The sequence below is a fragment of the Rhizobium sp. ERR 942 genome, assembly GCF_007828395.1.
Lineage (GTDB): Bacteria > Pseudomonadota > Alphaproteobacteria > Rhizobiales > Rhizobiaceae > Rhizobium > Rhizobium dioscoreae.
The window spans coordinates 231,474-256,835 of the sequence record NZ_VIUA01000006.1; the positions used below are offsets into that span (position 1 = coordinate 231,474).

General features: G+C 60.8%; 27 protein-coding genes, 1 tRNA gene and 1 riboswitch. Of the genes, 13 read left to right on the top strand and 15 right to left on the bottom strand.

Going from position 1 to position 25,362, the window contains the following annotated elements; translation table 11 throughout:
* Nucleotides 1-84: 84 nt before the first annotated feature.
* Nucleotides 85-1,272, bottom strand: coding sequence for an O-succinylhomoserine sulfhydrylase (locus tag FBZ97_RS24450; protein ID WP_113332023.1), 1,188 nt, complete (start codon nt 1,270-1,272; stop codon nt 85-87).
* Between the two features lie 43 nt (nt 1,273-1,315).
* A riboswitch (SAM riboswitch) is annotated at nt 1,316-1,394 on the bottom strand.
* A 72-nt stretch (nt 1,395-1,466) separates the two neighbouring features.
* Here FBZ97_RS24450 and FBZ97_RS24455 point away from each other — a divergent pair.
* Both FBZ97_RS24455 and FBZ97_RS24460 read left to right on the top strand, forming a co-directional pair.
* Complete coding sequence (locus FBZ97_RS24455; RefSeq protein WP_069611245.1) at nt 1,467-2,561, top strand: 2'-deoxycytidine 5'-triphosphate deaminase; 1,095 nt, start codon at nt 1,467-1,469, stop codon at nt 2,559-2,561.
* A 58-nt stretch (nt 2,562-2,619) separates the two neighbouring features.
* Nucleotides 2,620-2,693, top strand: a tRNA-Gly gene (locus tag FBZ97_RS24460).
* A gap of 6 nt (nt 2,694-2,699) precedes the next feature.
* On the opposite strand, the gene FBZ97_RS24465 is transcribed toward FBZ97_RS24460, so the two are convergent.
* A complete protein-coding gene (locus FBZ97_RS24465) occupies nt 2,700-3,608 on the bottom strand; it encodes a LysR family transcriptional regulator (protein ID WP_112722064.1) in 909 nt (302 codons plus the stop codon).
* A gap of 101 nt (nt 3,609-3,709) precedes the next feature.
* Between FBZ97_RS24465 and FBZ97_RS24470 the strand changes: the two genes are divergently transcribed.
* The 3 genes from FBZ97_RS24470 (at nt 3,710) to FBZ97_RS24480 (ending at nt 6,636) form a co-directional block, all read left to right on the top strand.
* Entirely contained in the window at nt 3,710-4,936 is a 1,227-nt protein-coding gene (locus FBZ97_RS24470) for an MFS transporter (RefSeq protein ID WP_145322373.1), read from the top strand.
* A 112-nt stretch (nt 4,937-5,048) separates the two neighbouring features.
* Nucleotides 5,049-5,624 (top strand): acyltransferase, encoded by a 576-nt coding sequence (locus FBZ97_RS24475; protein ID WP_145322375.1) that lies wholly within the window; start codon nt 5,049-5,051, stop codon nt 5,622-5,624.
* Between the two features lie 202 nt (nt 5,625-5,826).
* The gene (locus tag FBZ97_RS24480; protein WP_246661848.1) at nt 5,827-6,636 is read left to right on the top strand and encodes a transporter substrate-binding domain-containing protein; all 810 of its coding nucleotides are present in this window, start codon (nt 5,827-5,829) and stop codon (nt 6,634-6,636) included.
* Between the two features lie 24 nt (nt 6,637-6,660).
* Here FBZ97_RS24480 and FBZ97_RS24485 read toward each other — a convergent pair whose 3' ends face one another.
* The 4 genes from FBZ97_RS24485 to FBZ97_RS24500 form a co-directional block, all read right to left on the bottom strand.
* Nucleotides 6,661-7,074, bottom strand: a complete 414-nt coding sequence (locus tag FBZ97_RS24485; RefSeq protein WP_015338732.1) for a tellurite resistance TerB family protein — start codon at nt 7,072-7,074, stop codon at nt 6,661-6,663.
* A 178-nt stretch (nt 7,075-7,252) separates the two neighbouring features.
* On the bottom strand, nt 7,253-8,530 hold the full coding sequence (locus FBZ97_RS24490; RefSeq protein ID WP_145322379.1) for a hypothetical protein: 1,278 nt from the start codon (nt 8,528-8,530) through the stop codon (nt 7,253-7,255).
* Between the two features lie 15 nt (nt 8,531-8,545).
* Nucleotides 8,546-9,214: a helix-turn-helix transcriptional regulator gene (locus FBZ97_RS24495; protein ID WP_145322381.1), complete on the bottom strand. Its 669-nt coding sequence runs from the start codon at nt 9,212-9,214 to the stop codon at nt 8,546-8,548.
* Nucleotides 9,215-9,350: 136 nt separating this feature from the next.
* The gene (locus FBZ97_RS24500) at nt 9,351-9,779 is read right to left on the bottom strand and encodes a hypothetical protein (protein ID WP_145322383.1); all 429 of its coding nucleotides are present in this window, start codon (nt 9,777-9,779) and stop codon (nt 9,351-9,353) included.
* A gap of 105 nt (nt 9,780-9,884) precedes the next feature.
* On the opposite strand from FBZ97_RS24500, the gene FBZ97_RS24505 reads away from it, so the two are divergent.
* Nucleotides 9,885-10,241, top strand: coding sequence for a DUF952 domain-containing protein (locus tag FBZ97_RS24505; RefSeq protein ID WP_145322385.1), 357 nt, complete (start codon nt 9,885-9,887; stop codon nt 10,239-10,241).
* Entirely contained in the window at nt 10,238-11,326 is a 1,089-nt protein-coding gene (locus tag FBZ97_RS24510; protein ID WP_145322387.1) for a quinone-dependent dihydroorotate dehydrogenase, read from the top strand. The genes FBZ97_RS24505 and FBZ97_RS24510 overlap by 4 nt, the downstream gene beginning before the upstream one ends.
* Here the strand turns inward: FBZ97_RS24510 and FBZ97_RS24515 are convergent.
* Genes FBZ97_RS24515 through FBZ97_RS24525 form a run of 3 tightly spaced genes read right to left on the bottom strand, consistent with a single transcriptional unit; the run spans nt 11,302 to nt 13,439 of the window.
* The gene (locus tag FBZ97_RS24515) at nt 11,302-12,651 is read right to left on the bottom strand and encodes an MATE family efflux transporter (protein WP_113332033.1); all 1,350 of its coding nucleotides are present in this window, start codon (nt 12,649-12,651) and stop codon (nt 11,302-11,304) included. The two genes, FBZ97_RS24510 and FBZ97_RS24515, sit on opposite strands and share 25 nt — an antisense overlap.
* A gap of 16 nt (nt 12,652-12,667) precedes the next feature.
* A complete protein-coding gene (locus tag FBZ97_RS24520; RefSeq protein ID WP_145322389.1) occupies nt 12,668-13,171 on the bottom strand; it encodes a CAP domain-containing protein in 504 nt (167 codons plus the stop codon).
* A gap of 1 nt (nt 13,172) precedes the next feature.
* On the bottom strand, nt 13,173-13,439 hold the full coding sequence (locus tag FBZ97_RS24525; protein WP_145322391.1) for a DUF6460 domain-containing protein: 267 nt from the start codon (nt 13,437-13,439) through the stop codon (nt 13,173-13,175).
* A 165-nt stretch (nt 13,440-13,604) separates the two neighbouring features.
* Between FBZ97_RS24525 and FBZ97_RS24530 the strand changes: the two genes are divergently transcribed.
* Nucleotides 13,605-14,549 carry a methyltransferase domain-containing protein gene (locus tag FBZ97_RS24530; RefSeq protein ID WP_145322393.1) on the top strand — a complete coding sequence of 315 codons (945 nt, stop codon included), beginning with the start codon at nt 13,605-13,607 and terminating at the stop codon, nt 14,547-14,549.
* Nucleotides 14,550-14,656: 107 nt separating this feature from the next.
* Nucleotides 14,657-15,292 (top strand): YitT family protein, encoded by a 636-nt coding sequence (locus tag FBZ97_RS24535; protein WP_145322395.1) that lies wholly within the window; start codon nt 14,657-14,659, stop codon nt 15,290-15,292.
* Nucleotides 15,293-15,301: 9 nt separating this feature from the next.
* On the opposite strand, the gene FBZ97_RS24540 is transcribed toward FBZ97_RS24535, so the two are convergent.
* Complete coding sequence (locus tag FBZ97_RS24540; RefSeq protein WP_015338743.1) at nt 15,302-15,493, bottom strand: DUF2735 domain-containing protein; 192 nt, start codon at nt 15,491-15,493, stop codon at nt 15,302-15,304.
* A gap of 445 nt (nt 15,494-15,938) precedes the next feature.
* Here FBZ97_RS24540 and FBZ97_RS24545 point away from each other — a divergent pair, with 445 nt between their 5' ends.
* A complete protein-coding gene (locus FBZ97_RS24545) occupies nt 15,939-16,979 on the top strand; it encodes a glutamine synthetase beta-grasp domain-containing protein (RefSeq protein WP_145322397.1) in 1,041 nt (346 codons plus the stop codon).
* A gap of 355 nt (nt 16,980-17,334) precedes the next feature.
* Here FBZ97_RS24545 and FBZ97_RS24550 read toward each other — a convergent pair whose 3' ends face one another.
* Nucleotides 17,335-17,796: a carboxymuconolactone decarboxylase family protein gene (locus FBZ97_RS24550; RefSeq protein WP_132715773.1), complete on the bottom strand. Its 462-nt coding sequence runs from the start codon at nt 17,794-17,796 to the stop codon at nt 17,335-17,337.
* Between the two features lie 29 nt (nt 17,797-17,825).
* Nucleotides 17,826-18,329, bottom strand: coding sequence for an Rrf2 family transcriptional regulator (locus FBZ97_RS24555; RefSeq protein WP_113332039.1), 504 nt, complete (start codon nt 18,327-18,329; stop codon nt 17,826-17,828).
* A gap of 604 nt (nt 18,330-18,933) precedes the next feature.
* On the opposite strand from FBZ97_RS24555, the gene FBZ97_RS24560 reads away from it, so the two are divergent.
* Both FBZ97_RS24560 and pdeM read left to right on the top strand, forming a co-directional pair.
* The gene (locus FBZ97_RS24560) at nt 18,934-21,444 is read left to right on the top strand and encodes a ligase-associated DNA damage response DEXH box helicase (protein WP_145322769.1); all 2,511 of its coding nucleotides are present in this window, start codon (nt 18,934-18,936) and stop codon (nt 21,442-21,444) included.
* A 41-nt stretch (nt 21,445-21,485) separates the two neighbouring features.
* The gene (pdeM, locus tag FBZ97_RS24565) at nt 21,486-22,220 is read left to right on the top strand and encodes a ligase-associated DNA damage response endonuclease PdeM (RefSeq protein ID WP_113332040.1); all 735 of its coding nucleotides are present in this window, start codon (nt 21,486-21,488) and stop codon (nt 22,218-22,220) included.
* Here the strand turns inward: pdeM and FBZ97_RS24570 are convergent.
* Nucleotides 22,217-22,777 (bottom strand): dihydrofolate reductase family protein, encoded by a 561-nt coding sequence (locus tag FBZ97_RS24570; protein WP_145322771.1) that lies wholly within the window; start codon nt 22,775-22,777, stop codon nt 22,217-22,219. The genes pdeM and FBZ97_RS24570 overlap by 4 nt on opposite strands.
* Nucleotides 22,778-22,888: 111 nt before the next feature.
* On the opposite strand from FBZ97_RS24570, the gene FBZ97_RS24575 reads away from it, so the two are divergent.
* Nucleotides 22,889-23,392: a helix-turn-helix domain-containing protein gene (locus FBZ97_RS24575; protein ID WP_113351237.1), complete on the top strand. Its 504-nt coding sequence runs from the start codon at nt 22,889-22,891 to the stop codon at nt 23,390-23,392.
* Here the strand turns inward: FBZ97_RS24575 and FBZ97_RS24580 are convergent, their stop codons facing one another.
* Together FBZ97_RS24580 and FBZ97_RS24585 are read right to left on the bottom strand one after the other, a co-directional pair.
* Entirely contained in the window at nt 23,393-24,202 is an 810-nt protein-coding gene (locus FBZ97_RS24580) for a TIGR02186 family protein (protein ID WP_145322399.1), read from the bottom strand.
* Nucleotides 24,199-25,122 (bottom strand): sulfite exporter TauE/SafE family protein, encoded by a 924-nt coding sequence (locus tag FBZ97_RS24585; protein WP_113332044.1) that lies wholly within the window; start codon nt 25,120-25,122, stop codon nt 24,199-24,201. Before FBZ97_RS24585 ends, FBZ97_RS24580 begins: the two co-directional genes overlap by 4 nt.
* Between the last annotated feature and the right edge of the window lie 240 nt (nt 25,123-25,362).

A 25,362-nucleotide genomic window follows, 5' to 3' on the forward strand; every position in this document is an offset into this window, starting at 1 on the left:
CTGACGAGCTACCCTATCTCTCGCGAGATTGCCCGATGAGGGCAGGTCGAGCCGCCCGGAAAAATCCGGGCGGCTCGATTGATATCAGGCGGAAACCTGCTCGAGCGCGCGGGCGAAGTCCTCGACCAGATCCGCGCTGTCCTCGATGCCGGCGGAGAAGCGCACGGTGCCCGGCGAAATGCCGAGCTCGGCGCGGGCTTCGTCGGTGAGGTTCTTGTGCGTCGTGGTGGCAGGATGGGTGATCAGGCTCTTCGAGTCGCCGAGATTGTTGGAAATCTTGACGATCTCCAGCGCATTCTGCAGCTTGAAGGCCGCTTCCTTCCCGCCCTTGAGCTCGAAGGCGACCAGCGTAGAGCCGCCGCTCATCTGCTTGGCGATGATATCGGCCTGCGGATGGTCCTTGCGGCCTGGATAGATCACGCGGGCGACCTTGTTCGTCTGCTCGGCGAGGAAATCGGCAACCTTGGAGGCGTTCGCCGTCTGCTGCGCAACGCGCAGCGGCAGCGTCTCAATGCCTTTCAGCAGCGTCCAGGCGGTAAAGGGAGACATGGCCGGGCCGGTATGGCGGAAATAGTCCTGCAGGTTCTCGTCGATCCACTGCTTGTCGGAGAGGATGACGCCGCCGAGAGAACGGCCCTGGCCGTCGATATGCTTGGTGGCGGAATAGACGACGATATGGGCGCCAAGTTCTAGCGGCTTTTGGAAGAGCGGCGTCGCGAAGACGTTGTCGACCACGACCTTCGCGCCGATCTGGTTGGCGAGCTTGGCGACGGCGGCAATATCGACCACTTCCAGCGTCGGGTTGGTCGGGCTTTCGAGGAAGAACACCTTGGTGTTCGGGCGGATGGCCTTTTCCCAGTTCTCGGTAAAGCGGCCGTCGACCAGCGTGCATTCGATGCCGTATTTCGGCGCCAGCGTCTCGACCACCCAGCGGCAGGAGCCGAAGAGGGCTCGGGCAGCGACGATATGATCACCGGCCTTCAGCTGGCAGAGGATGGCAGCGGAGACGGCGGCCATGCCGGACGCGGTGGCGCGAGCGTCTTCAGCACCTTCCAGCGCGCACATGCGCTTTTCGAACATGTCGTTGGTGGGGCTGCCGTAACGGGCGTAGATAAAGCCGTCCGTCTCGCCCTTGAAGCGGGCTTCCGCCGCTTCCGAGGTCTCATAGACGAAGCCCTGGGTCAGATAGATTGCTTCGGAGGTCTCGCCGAATTGCGAACGGAGCGTTCCGTTGTGTACGAGCTGGGTTGCGGGGCGCCAAGTCTTGCTCATGCCATCACCACTTTCAAAACAAAAAAACCGGTCGCGAAAGCAGACCGGTTCAACCCCGGTCTTTTTAGCCATTTGTTTAACGTGGCTGCAAGCCGACCGGCCAAATCACCACGGGATAAGTTGCAATACTGCCGTTGACGGCTTGCGTCAATTCCCCGAGTTTGGTTTTGTCTGCGACAAATTATGAGAGAAGCATGATGGCTCGCAATACTGGAATTTTGGCCGATCGCGCCATCGCAGCGCTGTTTGAAACGGGGCGGCTGACGAGCGAGAGAGAACTGGATGTCGATCAGATCCAGCCGGCAAGCCTTGACCTGCGGCTCGGCTCGCATGCCTTCCGCGTCCGCGCCAGCTTCATGCCCGGTCCATCACATCTCGTCGCCGACAAGCTCGACCGGCTGAAACTGCATGTGGTCGATCTCTCTGAAGGCGCGGTGCTGGAAACGGGCTGCGTCTATATTGTGCCGCTGATGGAGCGGCTGGATCTACCCGAGGATATGTCGGCCTCCGCCAATCCGAAGAGCTCGACCGGCCGTCTCGACATCTTCACCCGCGTCATCACCGACCGGGCGCAGGAGTTCGACAAGATCCCGGCCGGCTATTCCGGCCCGCTCTATCTCGAAATCAGCCCGCGCACCTTCCCGATCGTCGTTCGCCGCGGTTCGCGCCTGTCGCAGATCCGCTTCCGCGTCGGCCAGGCCCTGCTCACCGAGCCGGAACTGCTGGCGCTACACGAGAGCGAGACGCTGGTCGCCAGCAAGAAGCCGAATATCACCGGCGGCGGCATCGCGCTCTCGATCGATCTTGCCGGCGACAAGGAAGGCCTGATCGGCTATCGCGGCAAGCACCATACCGCCGTCGTCGACGTCGACAAAAAGGCCCAGCACGATATTTTCGATTTTTGGGAACCGCTCTATAGCCGCGGCCGCACCGAGCTGATCCTCGATCCCGATGAATTCTACATCCTCGTCTCGCGCGAGGCTGTGCATGTGCCGCCGCATTTCGCCGCCGAGATGACGCCGTTCGATCCGCTGGTCGGCGAATTCCGCGTCCACTATGCCGGCTTCTTCGATCCCGGCTTCGGCCATGCCCCGGCCGGCGGCCGCGGCAGCCGCGCCGTGCTTGAAGTGCGCAGCCACGAAGTGCCCTTCATCCTCGAGGATGGCCAGATCGTCGGTCGCCTGATCTATGAACACATGCTGGAACAGCCAAGCAGCCTCTACGGCTCTGGCCTCGGCTCGAACTACCAGGCACAGGGTCTGAAGCTCTCCAAGCACTTCCGGCTTTGATCGATTGCCGACCGGCCTTGACAGAGGCCGGTAACTGTTGGACATCTCACGATGTCAGGCGGGTGTAGCTCAATGGTAGAGCAGCAGCTTCCCAAGCTGAATACGAGGGTTCGATTCCCTTCACCCGCTCCATACTTTTCACGCCAGAAGCGGTCTCTTCGTTTTCAGCGTTTCCTTCAGCGCTTCCCCAAAAATTGCGATCGGACGGGCAAGCCGCCCCGCCGGCGGGCGATGCACCAGCCAGTTGACGACCTTCGGGCTGAAATCCGGGGCTTCGACGATTTCGACCAAATCGCGCCAGCGGCTGTCCGCTAGTGCGGCCGGCGTCAAGACGCCGATGCCGAGACCGCGCGCGACCAGCGACATTCTGAGATCGGCGCTCATGGCCTCGACGCCTACGTCGAAGGGCAGGCGTTCGGCTTCGAAGCGATGCTGAATGAAGGCGCGAAAGCCGCAGCCGCTCTGGTTCATGATCCAGGGGAAGCGGGAGAGATCTTCCAATCTCGGTTCCTTGGGGACGCCCAGCGACGGTGCCGCGACGAGAATGACGGCATGGACTCCGAGCATCTCGCCGACGACATTATCCGGCGGCTGCAGCCCTTCCGCCAGGCAGACGGTTGCCGCATCGAGCTGACTGTGAGCGACTTGTTCGATCAGTTGCGGCGACCAGCCGGTGACGACGCGCAGCGTCAATTGCGGAAACTGGCCGCGTAACTCGTCGAGCGGGGCCGATAAGGCCGCTTCGGAGAGATAAGGCATGATCCCGAGACGGAATTCGCCGCCGATTGTGCCGCCGGGCGAAACGCCTGCCTTCAGATCGTCGAGCGAGCGAAGCACGCGGCGCCCATGCTCATAGGCCTCGCGTCCTGCCGCCGTTGGCCGCAAGGGCTTCGACTGCCGGTCGAGCAGCGCAATGCCGAGGCTGTCTTCCAGGTTCTGTATGCGGCGGGTGATGCCTGGCTGGGTCAGATTGATGCGCGCGGAGGCGGCAACGATCGAACCTGTTTCCACCACTGCGACGAAGGCTTCCAGGTCATGAATGTTCATGCTTGGCTCGCATAATCATTATTAGTTCATTTCAATTGCCGCATTATGCAATAAAGCGATAATGATTGCTATCTTTATTATCAGAAATTATTGGAGAGATCATGTCGCAAGTCCCGGAATGCATCACGCGCGAGCCGGAGGAAGCGGTTTCCGCAGCAACAGCCGCTCCCTCGACCTTGTTGTTTGCCATTGCGACCGGCGTCATTATCATCAATCTCTTCGCACCTCAGACGCTGGTCGGCATCATCGGCCCATCGCTCGGCTTTTCCGAAAGCGGTGCCGGCCTGGTGGCCATGGCCTCGCTGCTTGGCTATGCCGCCGGCCTGTTCTTTCTGGTGCCGCTGGCGGACCTTATGGAGAACCGGCAGCTGGTGCTGCGCATGCTCCTTTCGGCTCTGGTCATGGCCGTTGCCGCCGCCTTCGCGCCGACCGGCTGGAGCCTGTTGATCTTCCTCTTCCTTCTGGGAGCGGCCTGCTCCGCCATCCAGATCCTCGTGCCGATCGCGGCAGCGATGGCGCCGCCCGAACATCGCGGCCGGGTGATCGGCAATGTCATGAGCGGCGTCATGGTCGGCATTCTTGTCTCGCGACCGCTGGCGAGCCTGATTGCCGATTTCTGGGGCTGGAGAAGTTTCTATGCGTTGAGCGCCGCAACGCTTGCGCTCCTCGCCGCTGTGCTCGCCCTACGCCTGCCCGAGCGGCGCCCTCTGATCAGCGCGAGCTACGGGGCCTTGATCGGTTCGCTCTTCAAGCTTTTGCAGGAGGAACCGGTGCTGCGGCTGCGCGCCTTCACGGCAGCCTTGATGATGGCGAGCTTCAGCCTGTTCTGGACTTCCGTTGCACTGCGTCTGGCGCAGCCGCCGTTCTCGCTCGGCCAATCCGGCATCGCACTGTTTGCCCTTGTGGGTGCCGGTGGTGCCGCGGCGACCTCCGTCTTCGGCCGTATGGGCGACAGGGGATGGACGCGGACGGCGACATTGGCCTCGCATGTGATCGTGCTTGCCGCGATGGTGCTGGCCGCCTGGGTGGGTGGAATACGCTCGGGCAGCTCCGTGGCCCTGTTGATCCTTCTGGGCATGAGCGCCGTCTTGCTCGATGTCGGCGTCACCGGCGATCAGACCTTGGGTCGCCGTGCCGTCAATCTCTTGAAGCCGGAGGCGCGCGGGCGGATCAATGGTCTGTTCGTCGGCATCTTCTTCCTCGGCGGGGCTCTCGGATCGGCGCTCGCCGGCACGGCATGGGATTTCGGCGGCTGGGCTGCTGTATGCGCAGGGGCGGCGGGCTTTGGCGTGATTGCATTGATCACGGGTCTTGCTGCGCGCACCTGAGCAATGCAAGGACAGCACTTGTGGCTGCGCTGCCGCATCGCCATCTGTGACGCATTCAGGTGGCCGCCAGACAAGCATGCAAAAATAGGCGCCCCTTGTCAGGAGCGTCGGAATGCGTGGAATAGCTTGGTTTTACAGGCTGAGGGCGCTCTTTCGAAGCGGTGCGCTGAAGATTGCCCGCAGCACGAAAGTACCTCTCGGCACCAGGATCATCTGGCGGAGCGGCGACGTTCGCATCGGGGAAAGAGTGCATTTCCGCAAGGGAGTCGTCATCGATGCACAGGAAGGCAGCATCGAGATCGGTAATCACGTCTCCTTCAACGATTACAGCATTCTGCTGGGCCGCGGCGGGATCGTCATAGGCAATGATGTACGCATCGCTGCGCATGCGATGATCGTTTCTTTCGATCACAATTTCGATGATATTTCCCGCTCAATTCGTCTTCAGGGCGTGACGAAGAAGCCGATCGTCATCGAAGACGATGTCTGGATCGGAGCGGGCGCCAAGATCCTCGGTGGCTCCCATATTTCCAAAGGATGCGTCATCGGTGCGAATGCCGTCGTCAAGGGTAGGACCGAGCCTTACGGCATCTATGTCGGTACCCCGGCAAGGCTGTTGAAGCGGCGCGGGGAGGCGGGCGGCACCCGATCGGCAAAGATTGAACGGCTCGTTCTGCCGAAAAAGTAAAAGGCTCGAACGCCGCTCATCCCGGAGCCGCTTCGACCATCAGTAGGCCGCGATATTCCCCCTGCGGCATGACTCTGCTACATCGGATTCGTGAAACCAGAAATGTGCATCCACGACCGGAGGCCGGATCCAGACCATGCGTGTTTGCCTTTCCTCGATCATGTCGGCCGCCCGGCATCTTGCGCTTACGGCCTTGATCGCCATGTCCTGCACCCTGCCGCTTGCCGCTCAGGAGACGAAGCCGCAGAGCCTGCCGATCCTGTTCGATGCGCGTGAGCGCCTGCCGAAGCCGGATCTGTCTTCGCTGGTCAGACTGCGCTTCCTGACGTCGATCGACTTTCCGCCCTTCAATTTCCTCGATCAGAACGGCAAGCTCACCGGCTTCCATGTCGAGCTGGCGCGCAAGATCTGCGACGAGCTGGCAATAGCGGACAAATGCCAGATCCAGGCCTTGCCCTTTGGCGAATTGCAGGGCGCACTTGCCGCTTCGCAAGGCGATGCCGTCATCGCCGGCGTTGCGGTCACACCCGAACTGCGCAAGACCTTCGCCTTTTCACGGCCGTTCCTGATGTTGCCGGCCCGTTTCGTGCGCAACCTCAAGGCATCGATCGGCGGCACGACAGCCGCCTCGCTCTCCGGACATCCGGTCGGCGTCGTCAAGGGCACAGTGCATGAAGCGATGCTGACGGCCTTCTTCCCGGCGATCAAGCCGGTACCGTTTGATGACAAGGATGGGCTTCTGGCCGCCGTCAAGGACGGCAAGGTCGATGCGGCATTTGCCGATGGCCTGCAGCTTTCCTTCTGGGTCTCATCGCCGGCGGCGGAAAAATGCTGCGCTCTTTTTGACGGTCCCTACCTGTCACAGCAATTTCTCGGCGAAGGCATGACCATCATGCTGCGTCAGCAGGATGCCGATCTGACGGCCGCGATCAACCACGCGCTTGCCACCCTGTCTCGTGATGGCAGGCTGCAGGAAATTTATCTGCGCTATTTTCCCTATGGGCTTTACTGATTAGCGCGATTTCAGGAAAAGCCTCTAGGCCTTGCGATAGCGGGCGATTGCGCTACGTTCGATGGCAGCACAAGTCAGTTTGTCGAGGCCGAGACGGTCGCGGAGCAGGCTGAGCAGGCGCAATTCCTCGGCCTTGACCGACAGGTCGGCCGAAGCGACTTCGACGGCAAGGGCGTAGGCTGTATCATAAAGACGGGCGGGAAGCGTATCGCGCACGGTTTCGAGCACGATATCCAATCCCTCATTGTTCGAAAGAAGCTTGGCGCAGTCGCGAGAGACGGAAATCAGTTTCTCGTCGTCGAACCCCTTGAAGACCGGCAGGGCGTGAATGAGCTCCCCGATGCGGCTGAGCTCCCGGTCGTTCATCGTGCGGTCAACGGCCGAGGCCAATACCATGACGTAGATCAGGGCCTCGTGAGCAGAAAGCGGCTTGTTCATGACAGGCGAAGTCCTTTGAATTTGGCAAGCTGAAAAGTCGCGCGTCCCATGGCAAAAGTTACTGCATAATTCCTTGAATCGGAATCGATTTAAGGAATTATGTGGCGGATTGGAAGTGCCGTAGCGGCCTTTGCGCGCGATATATGAGGCGCGGCGCTGTGGCGGCGGAAGCAAGGCGTCAGATCGGATTGAGCGGGTCTTCCTTGGGCAAGGCCGGCCCGAGCGTCGATTTTCCATTCTTGCGCGGATCGTCGCCATACATGCCGCGCTTCTTCTGCTTGGCCTCGTCGACGAGCGATGCAAGCGGCGAACCTGGCTCCGGATCGGCCCAGCCGAAGCGCACCAGCCAGGCGCTGAGATCGACGCGGACGTAGCGGCAGGCGGCCTTGACAGTGCCTTTCCAGTTGGCATCGGGCACATCGCAATCGATCGATCGGCCACGCAGATACATGCGGAATGCCGTGCGCGCGGCTTGGCCGCAGGGCCAGTCCTTCCCGCTCGGGCCGGTGCACATTCGATCGACATCGGTCGGAATGATCCCGGTGAGCTGTACGCTCCTACCGGTGATGGTCAATATGCCGGCCTGATCCGAGAAGGGGCGGACGAGTTCGATCGTTGTCGTCTGCTCCTGCGGCTTGGATGCGGGATCAAGTGCTGCCTGTTCGGACTGAGACGCTGGCTGAACCTGCTGCCGCGGCAATTCCGGCGGCAGGGTTCGATGTTCGGCCGCCGCCGTCTCCCTGTCGATCTGGTCGGCCGGTACCCGGTTGTCCGGGATGGGGTCGGTCTTGGCCTGGTCGTCAGACCCAGTCTCCGATGAAGCGGCTACCGCCTTGCCCGGCGTGTTTTCGCTTGATTGCTGGGCCTGGGACTTGGCGGCGTCCCTGCTGCTCGCCGTCTCTGTCGCAGGCGGCAGCTTTTGCGTTTCCTCTGGCTTCGTCGATATGTCGTTCGAACGTGCAGGATCGGTCGGAACTTTGTCGTCCTGTTGCGTCACCGGCTGCGCTGCCGCCGTCTTGTTTTCCGCGGCCTTAGTCTCGTCGCCATCGCTCGCCGCCGCTGCCATGGCAGCGGCGGACAGCTCGGGACTGCCGTCGGAACTGCTTGTCGATGGGGACGCTGTGGCGAGGATCGTTGCCTTATCCTTCGTTGCTTGCGTGGCCGAGCCGGCGGCTTGCGCTACCGGTTGGCCCTCCGATTGCGCCTGACCTGAATTTGCGTCGTTCTGCTTCGTGGTCTCGCCTGGCTTGGGTGCCTCGATAGCCTTTGGTGGTGTGGTGCCGGCCTTAGCAGTCTCACCCGGCCCAGTCACAGCCGGCTTACTTTGAGCCGTCGTGTCGCTGTGGTCTCGGTGGGGCAGGCTGAAACCACGCTCGCTGACCTGAATCGCGACGAGGGTCAACCAAGAACCGACGATCGCGCCTGCCGCACCTGCAAGCCAAATATTACGACGCATAACGAGAAAACTTTCCTATTGGCTGGCCCAAATGATCCGGGCAATCCATTCCACATCCGCAAGATCGAAGCTGCGGTTGGGGTGTTCGGGATTGAGCGACAAAAGCTCAATCGACTTGGCGCTCTGCCGCAGCAGAACTTTGGCCATGACTTCGCCCTCGCGGGTCTTCACGACGACACGGTCGTTTTTCCTGATCTGAGCACCTGGCTCGACAATCAGAATATCCCCGTCGCGATAGAGCGGCAACATGCTTTCGCCCTGCACCTCGAGCGCATAGGCGCCGGTCCTGTGCCCGGCAGCGACGGGAAATTCCACCATGTCCCAGCCCTGACCGGCTGGAAATCCGCCATCGTCGAAGAAGCCGCCTGCGCCCGCTTGGGCAAAGCCGATCAGAGGTATGGCGTTGCCGGCCGGCAAAATCCCGTTTGGTGGAGTCGTAGCGCCCGGCGGCTCGGCGGGCCGGATGAAGCTCAGGAACTGCTCCAGGCTGGCACCCGTCGCATCGAGGATCTTGGCGATCGATTCCGTCGAGGGCCAGCGCAGGCGTCCGTCTTGGCTCAGCCGCTTCGATTTGTTGAAGGAGGTGGCATCGAGGCCGGCGCGGCGGGCGAGACCGGAAGGGGTCAGGGCATGCCGCTCGGCAAGCCGGTCGATCGCACCCCATATCTGCTCGTGTGACAGCATCGCCGCTCGGTATCCGCGCCGGCTCGCCCGGCACTTTGCTCTTCAGAAAAGGTTAACCGAGGCATTTTGGCGAGTAAAGACCGGTATAGGAATACGGTCCTTTATCCCCGTGCTTTCGCGGCCCTTTTTACAGCCATCAGGTCTTCTGCGGCTGCGGCTTCACATCCGGCTGCTCGTTCTGGAATTCCTTCGCCATGCCCATGAAGCCGCGCATGAATTTCTGCATGATCCCGAGCGTACGGTCGATCTCGGCGTCGTCGGGCAGGCTCGATCCCTTGTTTGCGGCAACGGTCTTTTCCAGCTTCGTCACGCGATCGGACAGTCGATCGAGCTCGTCGTCATAGGCGCTGCGCTCGTCGGCGGCCATGCGGCAGACGAGATTGCCGCTTTGATCCTGGCAAATAGACATCGCGCCCGTCTGCTTGTCGAGGCGGATGAAATGATCGCCGCTGCGTTCCAGCTGGAAGCGCGTTGCGTCCGGTTCGGCCGATAGAACCGGTGTGGAGAGAAGAAAAGCGGCAGGCACAAGCATGGCTGCAAGACCGATTTTCAGTTCCTTCGTCATGTCATCCTCCGGATTTTCTGCGTTAAACTCCAAATCCATCACGGAAACCGTGGACATCGGCTGATGTTTTCGTGCAAAGCCCTATCAGGACAGCTTTACAGAGGGATGATGACCGCCATGCCAGTGGTTTACAAGATCGTGCCGGACACGCTCTGGCAGCAAGCCAGACAAACCGGCGTTTTTCATGGCGCGGCGATCGATCTGACCGACGGCTACATTCATCTCTCCACCGCGAAGCAGGCACGAAAAACCGCCGAGCTCTATTTCGCCGGGCAGACCGGGCTGCTGCTCGTCGCGGTGGACGGCGACGCGCTCGGCGACAAGCTGGTGTTTGAACCCTCGCGCGGTGGCGATCTCTTCCCGCATCTCTATGCGCCGCTGCCACTTTCGGCCGTGCTCTGGGAAAAGCCGCTGCCGATTGGTGAAGATGGTTCTCACCTCTTTCCGGAGATGGCGGAATGATCGGCGCCTTTCGCGATCTCGGCCGGCGCGGCCTGTTCCTGTTCGATCCGGAAACCGCGCATGGCGTGTCGATAGCAGCGCTGAAATCCGGCCTCGTTCCCGCCTGCCGCACACACAACGATCCCCGCCTGCGCCAGACCGTGGCAGGGCTCGACTTTGCCAACCCCATCGGCATGGCCGCCGGCTATGACAAGAATGCGGAGGTGCCGGAGGCGCTGCTGAAGCTCGGTTTCGGCTTTACCGAGATCGGCACGGTGACGCCGAAGGCGCAGCCCGGCAATCCGCGCCCGCGCATCTTCCGACTGGTGGAGGACGAAGGCGTCATCAACCGCCTGGGCTTCAATAATGAGGGCCATGAGGCAGCATTTCAGCGCCTCAAAACCATCCGCGGCAACGGCATCATCGGCGTCAACATCGGCGCCAACAAGGATAGCGCCGACCGCATCGCCGATTATGTCGCCGGTATCCGCCGCTTCTATTCCGTGGCGCGCTATTTCACCGCCAATATTTCCTCGCCGAATACGCCGGGCCTGCGCGATCTTCAGGCGCGCGAAAGCCTGTCGGCCCTTTTGTCGGCGGTGCTTGCCGCGCGCGACGAGGAAGCGGCCAAGGCCGGCAAACGCATCCCTGTCTTTCTCAAGATCGCGCCGGATCTTACCGAGGAGGGCATGGACGATATCGCCGCGGAAGTATTGTCGCATGCGCTCGACGGTCTGATCGTCTCCAACACCACGCTCTCGCGTGATGGCTTGAAAGACCAGCGTCAGGCGAAAGAGGCAGGCGGCCTTTCCGGCAAGCCGGTCTTCGAAAAATCGACTGTGGTGCTTGCCAAGATGCGCCGCCGCGTCGGTGCCGCACTGCCGATCATCGGTGTTGGCGGCGTTTCCTCAGCGGAGACCGCGCTGGAGAAGATCAAGGCCGGCGCGGATCTCGTGCAACTTTATTCCTGCATGGTCTATGAAGGCCCGGGATTGCCGGGCCGCGTCGTGGCGGATCTCTCGAAGTTGCTCGATCGCGAGCGCGCCGGCTCGATCCGCGACCTGCGCGATACCAAGCTGGACTACTGGGCGAATCGGAACGTCTGATCCGCCCGCTTCTTCAGGCCCATGGCCAGGAAGATGCCGCGAAACAGCAGGAAGGCGTTCATGGCCATCCACAGGCCATGATTGCCAAGCGTCGGCACGAAGACGGCGAGCGCTATGAGATAGCCGCCGAAGGATAGCAGCATCTTGTTGCGCATCTCGCGCGACCATGTGGCGCCAATAAAGACTCCATCCATCAGGAAGGCGAGCGCCCCAGTCAGGCCGGTGATTGCCGCCCAGGGCAGATAGGTCTCCGCAGCGAGGCGCACCTCTTCGGAAGTTGTCAGCAGGCGGATCAGCGCCGGCCCAACCGTAAAGAAAAAAATGGCGGCGGCAAGCGCCAGCCCGAAGGACCAGAGCGCTGTCAGTTTCAAGCCGCGCTCGAAGGCCGGCCTGTAATTGGCGCCGATCGAGCGGCCGGTGATCTGCTCGGCGGCATTGGCGAGCCCGTCGAGATAATAGCCGGATAGCAAAAAGAAGTTCATTAGTACGGCATTGGCGGCGAGCATGACTGCACCAAAACTGTTGCCGATGCGCGTCATCAGCGTGAAGGCGCCGATCAGAACGAAGGTGCGGATCAGGATATCGCGATTGAGCGCGAAGAGCTGGGTAAGTTTAGCGCGGGAAAGCAGTTCCGCGCGCGGCGGCCGCTCCTCGCCGGCAAAGCTGCGCAGGACAATAGCAAGCCCCAGCAGCATGCCACTTGCTTCGCCAATCAGTGTACCCCAGGCGACGCCGGCGACACCCCAGCCAAGGTATAAGCCGAGCAGGATGGCGAGCACCATATTGACGCCATTGATGACGGTCTGCAGCAAAAGCCCGATACGGCCTTGGCCGCGGCCGAGCACGAAACCGAGGAGTGCGTAATTGGCAAGTGCCGCCGGGCCGGAGAGCATGCGGATGGAGAAATAGGTTCGCGTTGCGTCGGCAATGCCGCCTTCCGGCCCCATGAGCTTGAGGCCGAGCCAAAGGAGAAGAGGCGACAAGAGCACGATCAGGATGCCTGATGTGAGCGCCGATATCAGCGCGCGCCAGAAGACGGCCTGCTGTTCGTGCCGGTCATGACGGCCGTAGGCTTGCGCGGTGAGCCCTGTCGTCGAAGCGCGCAGGAAGTTGAAGCTTGAGAAAAGGAGATCGAACAACACGGCACCGATCGCAAGCCCCGCCAGCGCGTCCGGCTGGCCGAGATGCCCGACGACGGCCGTATCGACAAGGCCGAGCAGCGGTGTCGTCATGAAGCCGAGCGTCATCGGAATCGCGATCGACAGCACGAGCCGATGCGTCACGTCGAAGGGCAGAACCTTCCGGCTCTCCTGCTGGACATCCATGTTGCCTTACGCCTCCTCAGTTCGAGGAAAGCACCATGGACCAATAAGGCCTGTCGCCGGAAGAGGGTGCATAGGCGAGAGCGACACCGAGCCCATCATATTTGCCGAGCATGTTGTGCAAATGCTCCGGCGAATTGATCCAGGCCGTCACCGCCGCATTCACGTCACGCTGCCCCTCGGCAATGTTCTCCGCTGCCGGCAGCTTGACGCCGCTTGCCTTGACCCGCTTGCCGAAATCGTCGCCGAGGCCGATCAGGTGCTCCATCTTGCCGGCATCCGCCATCCGCCTCGCCTGATAGACGGCGGCGGTGCTGGCAGCGGTATCGATCTTCAATGGTGGCAAGCCGTTCTTGGCGCGCAGTGCATTGACGAGCGGCAGGGCGGAGGCGGTCTGGTCGCTGGCAGGGATGCTGGAAATCCGGGCAGGCGGCGTGGCGCAGCTTGCGACGGATGCGGTAAGCGCAAGAGCGGCAAGGCGCAACGCATCGCGGCGCGTGCAGTTCAGTGTCTGGGAGGTCATGTCAGCTGCGGTAGTTGAACAAACGAAGTATGATGAAGACGGGAATGACGATGGAGGCGCCAAGCAGCACATAATCGCCGAACTCGCCAAGCGCAGCGAAGCCGCTGTGCCAGAGATCGAGCAGGAAGCGACGGACGCCATAGAGGAAATCGAGCGGCCGCCAGCCGAAGAACTTCATCACGAAGCCGACCACGAGCGACACGATGACGAGCTTCACCAGCGTTCTGCCTGGCGAGTCGCCAAGGAATCTGTTCACCTGATCGGACATGCTGACGTCTCCATATGGCAGTCGGTCGGTGCTGAGATAGGGCCGGCACCTGCGACTCGCAAGCACTTTCGCCCAGCCTACACCCTAAACCAGCGCCTGCCTGAAATAGGACTTGAGTTTTTTTATGGCCGCGTTCAAAGGCGAGCATCAAACAGGATGAAACACATGCTGCCAAGCCAGCTTTCCTCCGGCGATGTCATCGCCGACCGCCGCGCCGATTATGCGAAGATGCTTGCCGAGAGCGGAGAACCCGCGAGTGCGGCCGAGCTGATGGAGCAGGCGCTGGAGCTGGTACCACGCTGGGCGGCGGGCTGGTTCACGCTTGCGACCTATCGCGAGAAGGCCGGCGATGCATCCGGCGCAATCGCGGCGCTGAACGAAGTGCTGATGCTCGATCAAGGCGATGTCTTCGGTGCGCGCCTCAAGCTTGCCGTTCTCGGCGGTACCGATGTGCCGGACCGGCCGCCGAGCCTCTATATCGAGCGGTTGTTCGACGACTACGCCGACCGCTTCGAAACCTCGCTGGTCGAAAAGCTCGGCTACAGCGTGCCCGGCAAGCTTGCCGGCCTAATTGCCGAAACGGCGGGTATCCCGAAACATTTCCGTCTCGCGATCGACCTTGGCTGCGGCACGGGCCTGCTCGGGCCGGAAATCCGCGCCCGGGTCGATCGGCTCGAAGGCTATGACCTGTCGAAGGGCATGCTCGCCAAGGCGGCGGAAAAGCATGTCTACGATCATCTCGGCCAGGCCGATCTGTCGCTGGAGCCGGAGCTGTCAGGCGTGTTCGATGAAGGGTTCGCCGTTGGCCGAGCGGATCTGATCACCGCCGCCGACGTGCTGATGTATCTCGGCGATCTGCATGGCGTGACGGCGATCGTGCAGAAACTTTCGGCCGATGGCGCCATCTTTGCGTTTTCGCTCGAGGATGCACAGCATGCGGACGGCTATGTCCTGCGCGATTCCTTACGGTTCGCCCATTCCGAAGCCTATGTCAGTCGGATTTTGGCCGCTCATGGTTTTACGGTGCTGAATGTCACCCGCAGCATCATTCGCATGGATGGCGGAAAACCGGTCCATGGCATTCTGTTCATTACCCGGAAATCGGCTTAATAATTTCGAATCTTGCGAATTTGAAATAGGTCAGCATTGCTTACGTATTTTCGCTTGATTATCGCCTGAGCTTTCAGCAAAAAGCCTTGAAACCCAGGGGAAATCACATGGCAAACGCAAAGAGCGCATTTGGTATCTGGAATACGTCCGCGACCCGGCATTCGTGGATCGAGGATGTTCAAGGCATCGTCTCCGGCAGCCTGATTTCCTCGCTCGGGCTATTTTGCCTTTCAAGCGCCGGCCTTCTGACCGGTAGCACTGCCGGCATCGCCTTCCTGTTGCACTATGCGATCGGCGTGAATTTCGGCCTCGCTTTTTTCGTGGTCAATCTGCCGTTCTTCTATCTGTCTCTGAAACAGCTCGGCCCGGTCTTCACCGTCAAGACCTTCATCGCCATCGCGCTGACCTCGCTGCTGACCAACCTGCAGCCGCTGCTCTTCGATGTCGCGCATATCAATGCGCTCTGGTCGGCGGTGCTCGGCGGCATCCTGCTCGGCTTCGGGCTGCTCGCACTCTATCGCCATCGGGCAAGCCTCGGCGGCGTCGGCATTCTGGGGATTTATCTGCAGGAGCGTTTCGGCATCAGGGCAGGGCTGGTGCAGCTTGCGATCGACCTCTGCGTGCTCGCCGTCGCTTTTGCGGTGACCACGCCTGCTGTGGTCATCTGCTCGGTGATCGGCGCAATCGCGCTCAATCTCTTTGTCGCGATCAATCATCGCTCGGATCGCTATATAGCGCTGTAAAGCTGAAGCCTACTGCTTGCGGGTCTCGTCGGATTCGACGATCGCGGCTTCGTGATACCAGCTATCGAATGCGGCCGTCGCAATGGACGGGCCGATATCCGGGGTGAGGTTCACCTTCGGACGCTGGCTGAGCGCCGTGGGGCGAGCCGTAACGGGAAACTGATAGATCTTTGCGGTTTCGTGCCGAGTACCGATTGCCATTCTTTGTCTCTCCCTTTTTGGTGTTCAAGCGGGCGCGCTTCAAGAGACAACTCATATATAGCAAAGCCGAAGGCGAATATCACCATTTCGCTTAAAAAAAATGCTAAATGATGAAATTATAGGCAAATCGACGATGGTGTCGCCGATGCCGTTTCTTTGGTCTGCCGATTTTCCAATCCGTTTTAGGGCCCGGTCGAGCCTGCGACACTTTGGCAGCTCGATTGGAGCCATGGCGGCGATTTGAAAAGAATCTGATGCTTGGCACTGGGAAATCTTGCCCGAATACGCCTCAATCATAAAAATCTCGCCTGACGGGCTAGGTGCCGATGCGATCTGGCACGGCACATGCATCTCTGTCGGCAGCCGTTCGTAGTGAGGAATTTTCCGGCGGGCGCGCCGGCCAAGTTTTTCCTACTTCGCCTGATTAACTGTTATGAGGTGCGTAATGACGAAGTTTAAGCTCGAGTACATCTGGCTCGACGGGTACACCCCGGTACCGAACCTGCGCGGTAAAACGCAGATCAAGGAATTCGACGCATTTCCGACGCTTGAGCAGCTTCCGCTTTGGGGCTTCGATGGTTCGTCGACGATGCAGGCCGAAGGCCGCAGCTCTGACTGCGTGCTGAAGCCCGTCGCTATCTATCCGGATCCGGCCCGTACCAACGGCGCTCTCGTCATGTGCGAAGTCATGATGCCCGACGGCGTCACCCCGCATCCGTCCAACAGCCGCGCAACCATCCTCGACGATGAAGACGCATGGTTCGGTTTCGAGCAGGAATACTTCTTCTACAAGGACGGCCGTCCGCTCGGCTTCCCGGAATCCGGCTATCCGGCTCCGCAGGGCCCGTACTACACTGGCGTCGGCTACAAGAACGTCGGCGATGTCGCTCGCGAAATCGTTGAAGAGCACCTCGACCTCTGCCTCGAAGCCGGCATCAACCACGAAGGCATCAACGCCGAAGTGGCCAAGGGTCAGTGGGAATTCCAGATTTTCGGCAAGGGCTCCAAGAAAGCCGCCGACCAGATCTGGATGGCACGCTACCTGCTGCTGCGTCTGTGCGAAAAGTACGGCATCGACATCGAGTTCCACTGCAAGCCGCTTGGCGACACCGACTGGAACGGCTCGGGCATGCACTGCAACTTCTCGACCAAGTTCATGCGCGAAGTCGGCGGCAAGGCCTATTTCGAAGCACTCATGGCTCAGTTCGACAAGAACCTCGAAGCCCACATCGCTGTTTACGGTCCGGACAACCATATGCGCCTGACCGGCAAGCATGAAACGGCTCCGTGGAACAAGTTCAGCTACGGCGTTGCCGACCGCGGTGCCTCGATCCGCGTTCCCCACTCGTTCATCAAGAACGACTACAAGGGCTACCTCGAAGATCGTCGCCCGAACTCGCAAGGCGACCCCTACCAGATCGCTTCCCAGGTTCTGAAGACCATCTCGGAAGTTCCGACGGCTGGCTTCGGCTCGGTTGCTGCCTAAGACTTCTCAGCTTCGGTTCCCCGAGCATAAGAGAACAAATGAATGACGCGGGGTTTTTGGCCCCGCGTTTTTCGTTTTGAGGTTATCAAATAGCCGCTGTCGCCCAGACTTTCTTGGCCCCCCGCTGCTAACCCCACAGTGCGTCATCCTCGGGCTTGACCCGAGGATCCACGCCCAAGCTGGGAGGGGAGTGCATCGCATCATGGGATGCACTCTCGCCAACGCTCACTGGCGGCGCTTCGGTGCCACTGCCTTCCTTGTGTCTGGATCCTCGGGTCAAGCCCGAGGATGACGGAGCTCAGGGGAAGCTCAGCGCAGCAAGCGGCGGCACATCACATGCCCGGCAAGAGCGTACTCAAGCAGCCTTGCTTGCCGCATCCACCGGATGCTGCGAGCGGAAGCCCACGGCGAGGCGGTTCCAGATGTTGATCGTGCCGATCGCTACCGTGATCTTGACGATCTCTTCTTCGCTGAAATGCTGCTTCAGCGGTTCGAAATCGGCATCCGGAATGCCGGTCTGGGCGATCTTGGTGACGGAATCGACCCAGCGGAGCAGGGCACGCTCGCGATCGTCATAGATGGGTGATTCCCACCAGACGCACATCAGGTTGATCCACTGTTCACTGAGCCCATCGTGGCGGGCTTCCTTCACATGCATGTCGACGCAATAGGCGCAGCCGTTGATCTGCGAGGCGCGGAGCTTGATCAGGTGAATGAAGCGGCGCTCAAGGCCGCTGCTCTGAACGAAGTTTTCCAGCGCGACGACGGCCTTGTAGGAGTCCGGGGAGGCTTTGGCGAAATTGAAACGCGGATGCATGGTCTTCTCCTTGGGTTTTAAATTGAGGTTCAGTTTCTGGTCTTGCGTTCATGCAGCTCGAGAAAGGCGCAGCCTCTCGCGGCTATTCCACCGTCCGTGTCCGTCTGCCGGAGGTCGGTCAGCACGTCGGCGATCGTTGTCTTTGCCAATTCGGCCCGATAGACGCGTTCTGCTGCCAGCATGGCGGCATTGATGCCGCAGGGCTTGGCGAAGTAGCGCCCTTCCAGCGGGTTCGGGCCGCGCTGGCGGATTTCCGCGCAGCGGAAGGCGGGTGCTGGGCCTTCAGCCGCCAGCACTATATCGAGAAGGGTGATCTCCTCCGGCTTGCGCGCCAGCCGATATCCGCCCTTCGGCCCCGGCACGGTATCGAGAATGCCGGCGCCAGAAAGCGCCTGCAGGTGCTTCAGAAGATAACTGACCGAAACGCCGTGAAATTCCGCAAGCGCCGCAGCCGAGAGCACGCCGCCATCGGACAAACCCGACAGCATGGCAACGCAATGGATGGATTGTTCGACGCCGTCTCCGAGCTTCATCTTCGTGCCTTTCTAATCGTAGATAATTTTTATCCATGATTATGATGGGAGTCAATAGCCTTAGAAATTGGGGTTGCATGGAAGCCGCGTTTGGAGCCTGTCGTGCGCCCGATACCCCCTCTGTCACTTCGTGACATCTCCCCGCCGGCGGCAGGGCTATCGCATATGGAGGCGGACGAGCGCCATAAGCTCCTTCTCCCCTTGGGGAGAAGGTGGCCCGAAGGGTCGGATGAGGGGGTTATCGATTTGAATTCATGGATTTTTGTGGTCTTGGCGGGCACCCCGTCATCCGCCTGTCGGCACCTTCTCCCCGCTGGGGAGAAGGGGGACGGCGGCGATCTCCGCTCATATGCGATACCCCTGCCCACAAGGGGGGAGATCGTTAGGAGTTTGCTGCTGCGTTTCGGTTAACATCGGGCGTCTTTTCCGGAGATGCAGAGTTTGTTTGAGGCAAGCAGGTGCTGCGGATTACCGATCTCCCCCCTTGTGGGGGAGATGTCACGACAGTGGCAGAGGGGGTATTGCGTTCTCCGCAAACGCTGAAACGAAAGGACACGAAGTCTCCCCGCTTCTCATCCGCCGCATATCCATTACATTGAACCCCGTGGACCAGATCGAGCCGAAGCCCCTCGTTGCCCTGCCTGCCCCTTTCCTCCGCTGGTTTGCGGAAAAGGGCTGGCAGCCGCGTGCGCATCAGCTGGAGCTGCTGGCCCGCGCCGAAGCCGGCGAAAGCACGCTGCTGATTGCCCCGACCGGTGCGGGTAAGACGCTCGCCGGTTTCCTGCCGTCGCTCACCGATCTCACCCGGCGTGGCAAGATTCCGCCCGGCTCCGCCTTCACCGGCATCCACACGCTCTACATTTCGCCGCTGAAGGCACTCGCAGTCGATATCGAACGCAACCTGATGAAGCCCGTTTCGGAGATGGGCCTGCCTGTCACGGTCGAAAACCGCACCGGCGATACGCCGAGCGGCAAGCGGCAGCGGCAGAAGCTCAATCCGCCGGATATCCTGCTGACGACGCCGGAGCAGGTGGCGCTGCTGCTTGCCAATCGTGAGGCCGAGCGCTTCTTCAAGGATTTGAAATACATCGTCTTCGATGAACTGCATTCGCTCGTCACCTCCAAGCGCGGCCACATGCTGTCGCTTGGCCTTGCCCGTATCCGCAAGCTGGCGCCGCGCGTGCAGACCATCGGCCTTTCGGCGACGGTCGCCGACCCCATGGATCTGCAGAAATGGCTGGTAGCGCAGCGGCCGGGGGAGGAGCGCCATGCGGGCCTCGTCATGGTCGAAGGTGGCGCCAAGCCCGATATCTCGATCCTTGCGACGGAAGAGCGCATCCCCTGGTCCGGCCACTCCGCCAAATATGCGATCCCCGATATCTATCGCGAGCTGAAGGCGCATCGCACGACGCTGCTCTTCGTCAACACGCGCTCGCAGGCCGAAATGCTGTTCCAGGAGCTATGGTCGGCCAATGACGACAATCTGCCGATCGCCCTGCACCACGGCTCGCTCGATGTCGGCCAGCGCCGAAAGGTGGAGGCGGCCATGGCGGAAAACCGGCTGCGCGCCGTCGTCGCCACCTCCACGCTCGATCTCGGTATAGATTGGGGCGACGTCGATCTCGTCATCCATGTCGGTGCGCCGAAAGGCGCCAGCCGCCTTGCCCAGCGTATCGGCCGCGCCAACCACCGCATGGATGAACCCTCGAAGGCGATCCTTGTGCCGGCCAACCGCTTCGAGGTCATGGAATGCCAGGGAGCGCTTGATGCCAACTATACAGGCGCGCAGGACACGCCGCCGGTCGGCGCCGGAGCGCTCGACGTTCTCGCCCAGCATGTGCTCGGCATGGCCTGCGCCGAGCCCTTCGACATGCTCGAACTTTATGACGAGGTGCAGAGTGCGGCACCCTATGCCGAGCTTTCCTGGGAGACCTTCGAGCGTATCGTCGATTTCGTCGCCACCGGCGGCTATGCGCTCCGAACTTACGAGCGCTATGCCCGTATCCGCAAGACGGCGGATGGGCGCTGGCGCGTCTCCAATCCGCAGGTCGCCCAGCAATACCGGCTGAACCTCGGCACGATCGTCGAAGAGGCGATGCTCAACATCCGCCTGGTAAAGCGCAACGCGCTGGGCTCACTCGGAAGAGGCGGCGCGCCGCTCGGCAAGGTCGAGGAATATTTCGTCGAGCAGTTGTCACCCGGCGATACCTTCCTCTTTTCCGGCAAGGTTCTGCGCTTCGAAGGCATCCGCGAGAGCGAATGCCTCGCGTCGCAGGCCTTCTCGCTGGATCCGAAAATTCCCTCCTATGCCGGCGGCAAGTTCCCGCTGTCCACCTACCTGGCTGATCAGGTGCGGGCGATGATAGCCGATCCCGACCGGCGGCACCGCCTGCCGGATCAGGTGCGCGATTGGCTGGAAATTCAGAACGAGAAGTCCTTGCTGCCGAAGCGCGACGAGTTTCTGATTGAGACATTCCCGCGCGGCAGCCGCGCCTACATGGTTGCCTATCCTTTCGAGGGAAGGCTGGCGCACCAGACGCTCGGCATGCTGCTGACCCGAAGGCTGGAGCGCGCCGGCGCCAAGCCGATGGGCTTTGTCGCGACCGATTATTCGCTCGGCATCTGGGGCCTGGAGGATATGGGGCTGATGATCGCCAACGGGCGCCTCAGCCTCTCCGATCTCTTCGACGAGGATATGCTCGGCGACGATCTCGAAGCCTGGCTCGATGAATCTTTCCTGCTGAAGCGGACCTTCCGCAATTGCGCCGTGATTGCAGGCTTGATCGAGCGCCGGCATCCGGGCAAGGAAAAGACCGGCCGGCAGGTGACCGTCTCGGCCGATCTGATCTATGACGTGCTGCGCAGCCACGAGCCCGATCATATCCTGCTGCAGGCAACGAGGCAGGATGCCGCGACCGGGCTTTTGGATATTGGCCGTCTTGCGGATATGCTGAAGCGAATCAGGGGCCATATCACCCATCGCGCGCTGGACCATATTTCTCCGCTCGCCGTTCCGGTGATGCTGGAAATCGGCAAGGTGCCGGTACCGGGCGAGGCTCACGATTCTCTGCTTGCGGAAGCGGCTGACGACCTGATCCGCGAAGCGATGGAATAGGGATGCTGCAAGGCAGACGACGAAGGTAGATTGTTACGGTGATGAACCGCCTGGCGCTAGCGCGAGATATGAATGAAGGCAACGGCGCAACCAGTGCGCTGGGTGTCGAGGCCGTCATTCATGGCGTCGCCGCCGTCTGCGATCCGCTCGGCGCGCTCTATCTGCCGGATGCGGGCATTCTCGTCGTCTCCGATCTGCATCTGGAAAAGGGCGCGGCCTTTGCCCGCCGAGGCATGATGCTGCCGCCCTACGATACGCTGGCGACCCTGACGGTCCTCTCCGCCGTCATCTCGCGCTACGATCCGAAACTCGTGGTGTCGCTGGGCGACAATTTCCACGATCGGATCGGTTCGCAGCACTTGCCGGAAGAGTTTCGCAGCCTGATCGTTAACATGGCGCGCGGCCGCGAATGGATCTGGATCAACGGCAATCATGATCCGGATGGCACCGTCGATCTCCCCGGCCATTCGGTTGATGAGATGCATTACGGTGGTTTAACGTTCCGCCATGAGCCAAAGGCCGGGTTGCAGGCCGGCGAGATCGCCGGCCACCTGCATCCCTCGGCCACCGTTCGGCGTCGCGAGAAATCGGTGCGCCGCCCTTGTTTCGCTACGGATGGCGCCCGTTTGCTGATGCCCGCCTTCGGCGTGATGACCGGCGGCCTCGATCTTCGCCACAAGGCCATGGCGGGCCTCTTCGAGCGGGAGAGCCTGATTGCGCACCTGCTGGGCCGCGACCGCATCTACTCCGTGCGGTTCGGCAATCTCTCGGCCTAGGCCGCGTTCGCCGGTTCGTAACGCAGGATGACAGCTCCGGTCTTGAGAGGCGTGGAGTCGATAAGCTTCATCGGGCGTTGCTCGGCCGCCGGTTTAAAATGCGGATTGCCGGCACCGAGGACGACAGGAACGAGGCAGATCCTGAGCTCATCGACCAGCCCCGCCTTGAGCAATGTATCGGTCACTTCAGCGTTGCCGAAGACGAACATGGTCTTGCCGGGTTCTTGCTTCAGCTTTTTCACCTCAGCAACGATGTCACCAACGACGCGGGTATTGTTCCACTCCGCCTTGTCGAGCGTCCGCGAGGCTGCAATCTTGGCGATACCGTTCATGTAGGCGGCGATGTCGGGCGCTTCCGTTGCGGTCGGCCAATAGGCGGCCATGCCTTCATAGGTCTTGCGGCCGAAGATCAGCAGATCGCCTTCCTTGCCGAGCTCGGTCGCATAATGTTCCAGCTCATCGCCCCAGGCGAGCATATGAAAATCAAGGTCCCACGGCTTGGTTCCCTCGAAATAGCCGTCGAGCGTCATGAGATTCCAGATAACGAGCTTCCTTATCACTTCCTCCATTGTGATAACCGTACCATAATCAAAACTAGTTGCTAAAAGAAAGTAGTTGCAAATTAATCGTACTGATAGCAAAATGCAAGCGGTCTTTTGGAGGCCCTTATGGACGCAGTGCATCGTTCCGGCTGCCCGATCAATTTGACCCTGGAAATCCTCGGTGATCGCTGGAGCCTGATCGTCATCAGGGACATCATGTTCGGCAATCGCCGGCATTTTCGCGAGTTGCTGCAGAATTCGCAGGAGAGGATTGCTTCCAATATTCTCGCCGATCGGCTGAAGCGGCTGGTGGAACGTGGTCTGCTGACCCGCGAAAGCGATCCCACTCACAAGCAGAAGGCCGTCTACAGCCTGACGGAAATGTCGATCGACCTCGTGCCCATTTTTGCCCATATGGGTGCCTGGGGCCGCAAGCATCTGCCGGTTTCCGAGGAGCTGTCGATCCGGGCCGAACTCCTGGAGGATGGCGGCCCAAAGCTCTGGGATGATTTCATGGAGGAGTTGCGTGCCAAGCATCTCGGCAAGGTGCTGCTCCCGGGCACGCCCTCGGTGCTCGGCCGGTTGACCGAAGCGTATATCGAGGTCGCCAATCGCCGGAAAAGCGGTTGATCAGTTCTTCCGGAAGATGAAGCTTGCGCCCCAGCCGGTGATGAGGGCGAGCAGCACCGAGAAAATGCCATAGGTGATCGGCCGCTGATGCGCCGCATCCGTAATTGTCTGCTCTATACCCGTCTTGATGACGCGCAGCGGCAGCGATTTCTCGCTCAGGAACTTGCCGCTCTTGAAAAGATAGGCGCGCACTGTATGCACCCCATTCGGCACATCGGCTGGAACCCTGAGCGTTGCCTTGAAGAGCGAGGAGCTGACGAAGCGAACGCCGGCGGGGTCGCTTTCATAGAGCCCGCCGGCTTTCTGCAGGCGTCGGAAGGCGTTGCGGAATTCCGGGACATCGCCAACATTGCCGACGAAGCCGACCGGCGTCAGCGGAAGATGGTCGACGCCGATGCCGCGGTCGCTGAGTTCGAGCGGCGTGGTGATATTGTCGACCGCGCGCGTGCTCGAGAGCGAATAGGCTTCCGGCACATGCTCGAACGTCATCGAGCGGGTGTTGACCCATATGCCAAACACGCGTTCCTTCCGGCGTACCGTCGCATTCTCGCGCGGACCTTCCAGCACGACGACGATATCGTACTGGCCGATTGCCAGAAGCAGCTGGTCGGTGTTGGAAAGGGCGCCGAAGATCGTCAGATCGGCGCCGGTAAAATCCGAGGTAATGGCGATCTCGCTCGTCGATGTGCCGATCTCCATCGTCTCCCGCGCCGTGGTCGAGGTCGTGGGCTGATCGAGCAGCACTTGCGCCGGCGCGGTGAACGGAGTGAGCAGCAATGAGGCGGCAAGGAGCAGTCCGAATCCTCTCATCGGCTCACCCCTTCCATGACGACGGAGTAAACGTCCGCCGGCGTCACCACGAGAGTGATGACGAGGCGAAGACCGACGGCCAGAACGAGGAGGCCGAGGAGCGCGCGCAATTGCTCGCCGCGCAGCTTCTGGCCGACACGCACGCCGTATTGCGCGCCGACGACGCCCGCCACCATCAAGAGGAAGGCCAGGATGATATCGACGGAATAGTTGGTGGCTGCCTGGACGATTGTCGTAAACGCCGTCACGAAAATGACCTGGAACAACGAGGTGCCGACAACGACATTTGTGGGCACGCGCAGCAGATAGATCATGGCGGGCACAAGAATGAAGCCGCCGCCGATACCCATCGGCGTCAGCATGCCGACGAAGAAACCAAGACCGATGACCGGAATGGCGCTGAGATAGAGCTTGGATTTCTTGAACCGCAGTTTCAACGGCAGCCGCTGTACCCAGTTGTGATGGCGCGGCTTGCCGGTTGCCGGGGGCAGTTTGCCGGCTGCGCGGCGCATGGCTCGCACGCTTTCCCATAGCATCAGCGAGCCTACGGTGCCGAGGAGAATCACGTAGATCAGGGAAATGATCAGGTCGATCTGGCCGAGCCTTCGCAAGAGCACGAATAGCCAGAGGCCGAACGTCGCCCCCGCGAGACCGCCGGCCAGCAAGATCGAGCCCAGTTTCAGGTCGAGCGAGCCACGGCGGAAATGGCTGAGCGCTCCCGAAACCGAGGAGGCGACGACCTGATTGGAGCCGGTGGCGACGGCAACAACAGGCGGGATGTTGTAGAAAATCAGAAGAGGCGTGATGAGGAAGCCGCCGCCGACGCCAAACATGCCGGAGAGAAACCCTACGGCTGCTCCCATGCCGAGAATAATCAAAATATTCACCGACAATTCTGCGATCGGCAGATAGATCGTCACGCCTTGTTCCCATTTGTAGGCTTTCGGCGCGGTGACCGAAGCCCATTTCCCCTTAAACGACGGATTCTAATCTGAAATCATTGCCAGAGCCTTAGGAAGGGCCGAGCTGCCCCAGTTTTCGAATTGCCGCATTCACCCTAACCCGGCTTTTTCCACTTTTCTGTGACGCTGTATAGCGGAATGGTGGGTGCTGGCAGGGGATGCGGCAGCTTTGAGCTACCTAAACAAAATGCCGGCGTG

Coding starts and splice junctions, on each gene's coding strand:
- FBZ97_RS24450 (WP_113332023.1), bottom strand. CDS start 1,272: ATGAGCAAGACTTGGCGCCCCGCAACCCAGCTCGTACACAACGGAACG.
- FBZ97_RS24455 (WP_069611245.1), top strand. CDS start 1,467: ATGATGGCTCGCAATACTGGAATTTTGGCCGATCGCGCCATCGCAGCG.
- FBZ97_RS24465 (WP_112722064.1), bottom strand. CDS start 3,608: ATGAACATTCATGACCTGGAAGCCTTCGTCGCAGTGGTGGAAACAGGT.
- FBZ97_RS24470 (WP_145322373.1), top strand. CDS start 3,710: ATGTCGCAAGTCCCGGAATGCATCACGCGCGAGCCGGAGGAAGCGGTT.
- FBZ97_RS24475 (WP_145322375.1), top strand. CDS start 5,049: ATGCGTGGAATAGCTTGGTTTTACAGGCTGAGGGCGCTCTTTCGAAGC.
- FBZ97_RS24480 (WP_246661848.1), top strand. CDS start 5,827: ATGTCCTGCACCCTGCCGCTTGCCGCTCAGGAGACGAAGCCGCAGAGC.
- FBZ97_RS24485 (WP_015338732.1), bottom strand. CDS start 7,074: ATGAACAAGCCGCTTTCTGCTCACGAGGCCCTGATCTACGTCATGGTA.
- FBZ97_RS24490 (WP_145322379.1), bottom strand. CDS start 8,530: ATGCGTCGTAATATTTGGCTTGCAGGTGCGGCAGGCGCGATCGTCGGT.
- FBZ97_RS24495 (WP_145322381.1), bottom strand. CDS start 9,214: ATGCTGTCACACGAGCAGATATGGGGTGCGATCGACCGGCTTGCCGAG.
- FBZ97_RS24500 (WP_145322383.1), bottom strand. CDS start 9,779: ATGACGAAGGAACTGAAAATCGGTCTTGCAGCCATGCTTGTGCCTGCC.
- FBZ97_RS24505 (WP_145322385.1), top strand. CDS start 9,885: ATGATGACCGCCATGCCAGTGGTTTACAAGATCGTGCCGGACACGCTC.
- FBZ97_RS24510 (WP_145322387.1), top strand. CDS start 10,238: ATGATCGGCGCCTTTCGCGATCTCGGCCGGCGCGGCCTGTTCCTGTTC.
- FBZ97_RS24515 (WP_113332033.1), bottom strand. CDS start 12,651: ATGGATGTCCAGCAGGAGAGCCGGAAGGTTCTGCCCTTCGACGTGACG.
- FBZ97_RS24520 (WP_145322389.1), bottom strand. CDS start 13,171: ATGACCTCCCAGACACTGAACTGCACGCGCCGCGATGCGTTGCGCCTT.
- FBZ97_RS24525 (WP_145322391.1), bottom strand. CDS start 13,439: ATGTCCGATCAGGTGAACAGATTCCTTGGCGACTCGCCAGGCAGAACG.
- FBZ97_RS24530 (WP_145322393.1), top strand. CDS start 13,605: ATGCTGCCAAGCCAGCTTTCCTCCGGCGATGTCATCGCCGACCGCCGC.
- FBZ97_RS24535 (WP_145322395.1), top strand. CDS start 14,657: ATGGCAAACGCAAAGAGCGCATTTGGTATCTGGAATACGTCCGCGACC.
- FBZ97_RS24540 (WP_015338743.1), bottom strand. CDS start 15,493: ATGGCAATCGGTACTCGGCACGAAACCGCAAAGATCTATCAGTTTCCC.
- FBZ97_RS24545 (WP_145322397.1), top strand. CDS start 15,939: ATGACGAAGTTTAAGCTCGAGTACATCTGGCTCGACGGGTACACCCCG.
- FBZ97_RS24550 (WP_132715773.1), bottom strand. CDS start 17,796: ATGCATCCGCGTTTCAATTTCGCCAAAGCCTCCCCGGACTCCTACAAG.
- FBZ97_RS24555 (WP_113332039.1), bottom strand. CDS start 18,329: ATGAAGCTCGGAGACGGCGTCGAACAATCCATCCATTGCGTTGCCATG.
- pdeM (WP_113332040.1), top strand. CDS start 21,486: ATGAACCGCCTGGCGCTAGCGCGAGATATGAATGAAGGCAACGGCGCA.
- FBZ97_RS24575 (WP_113351237.1), top strand. CDS start 22,889: ATGGACGCAGTGCATCGTTCCGGCTGCCCGATCAATTTGACCCTGGAA.
- FBZ97_RS24580 (WP_145322399.1), bottom strand. CDS start 24,202: ATGAGAGGATTCGGACTGCTCCTTGCCGCCTCATTGCTGCTCACTCCG.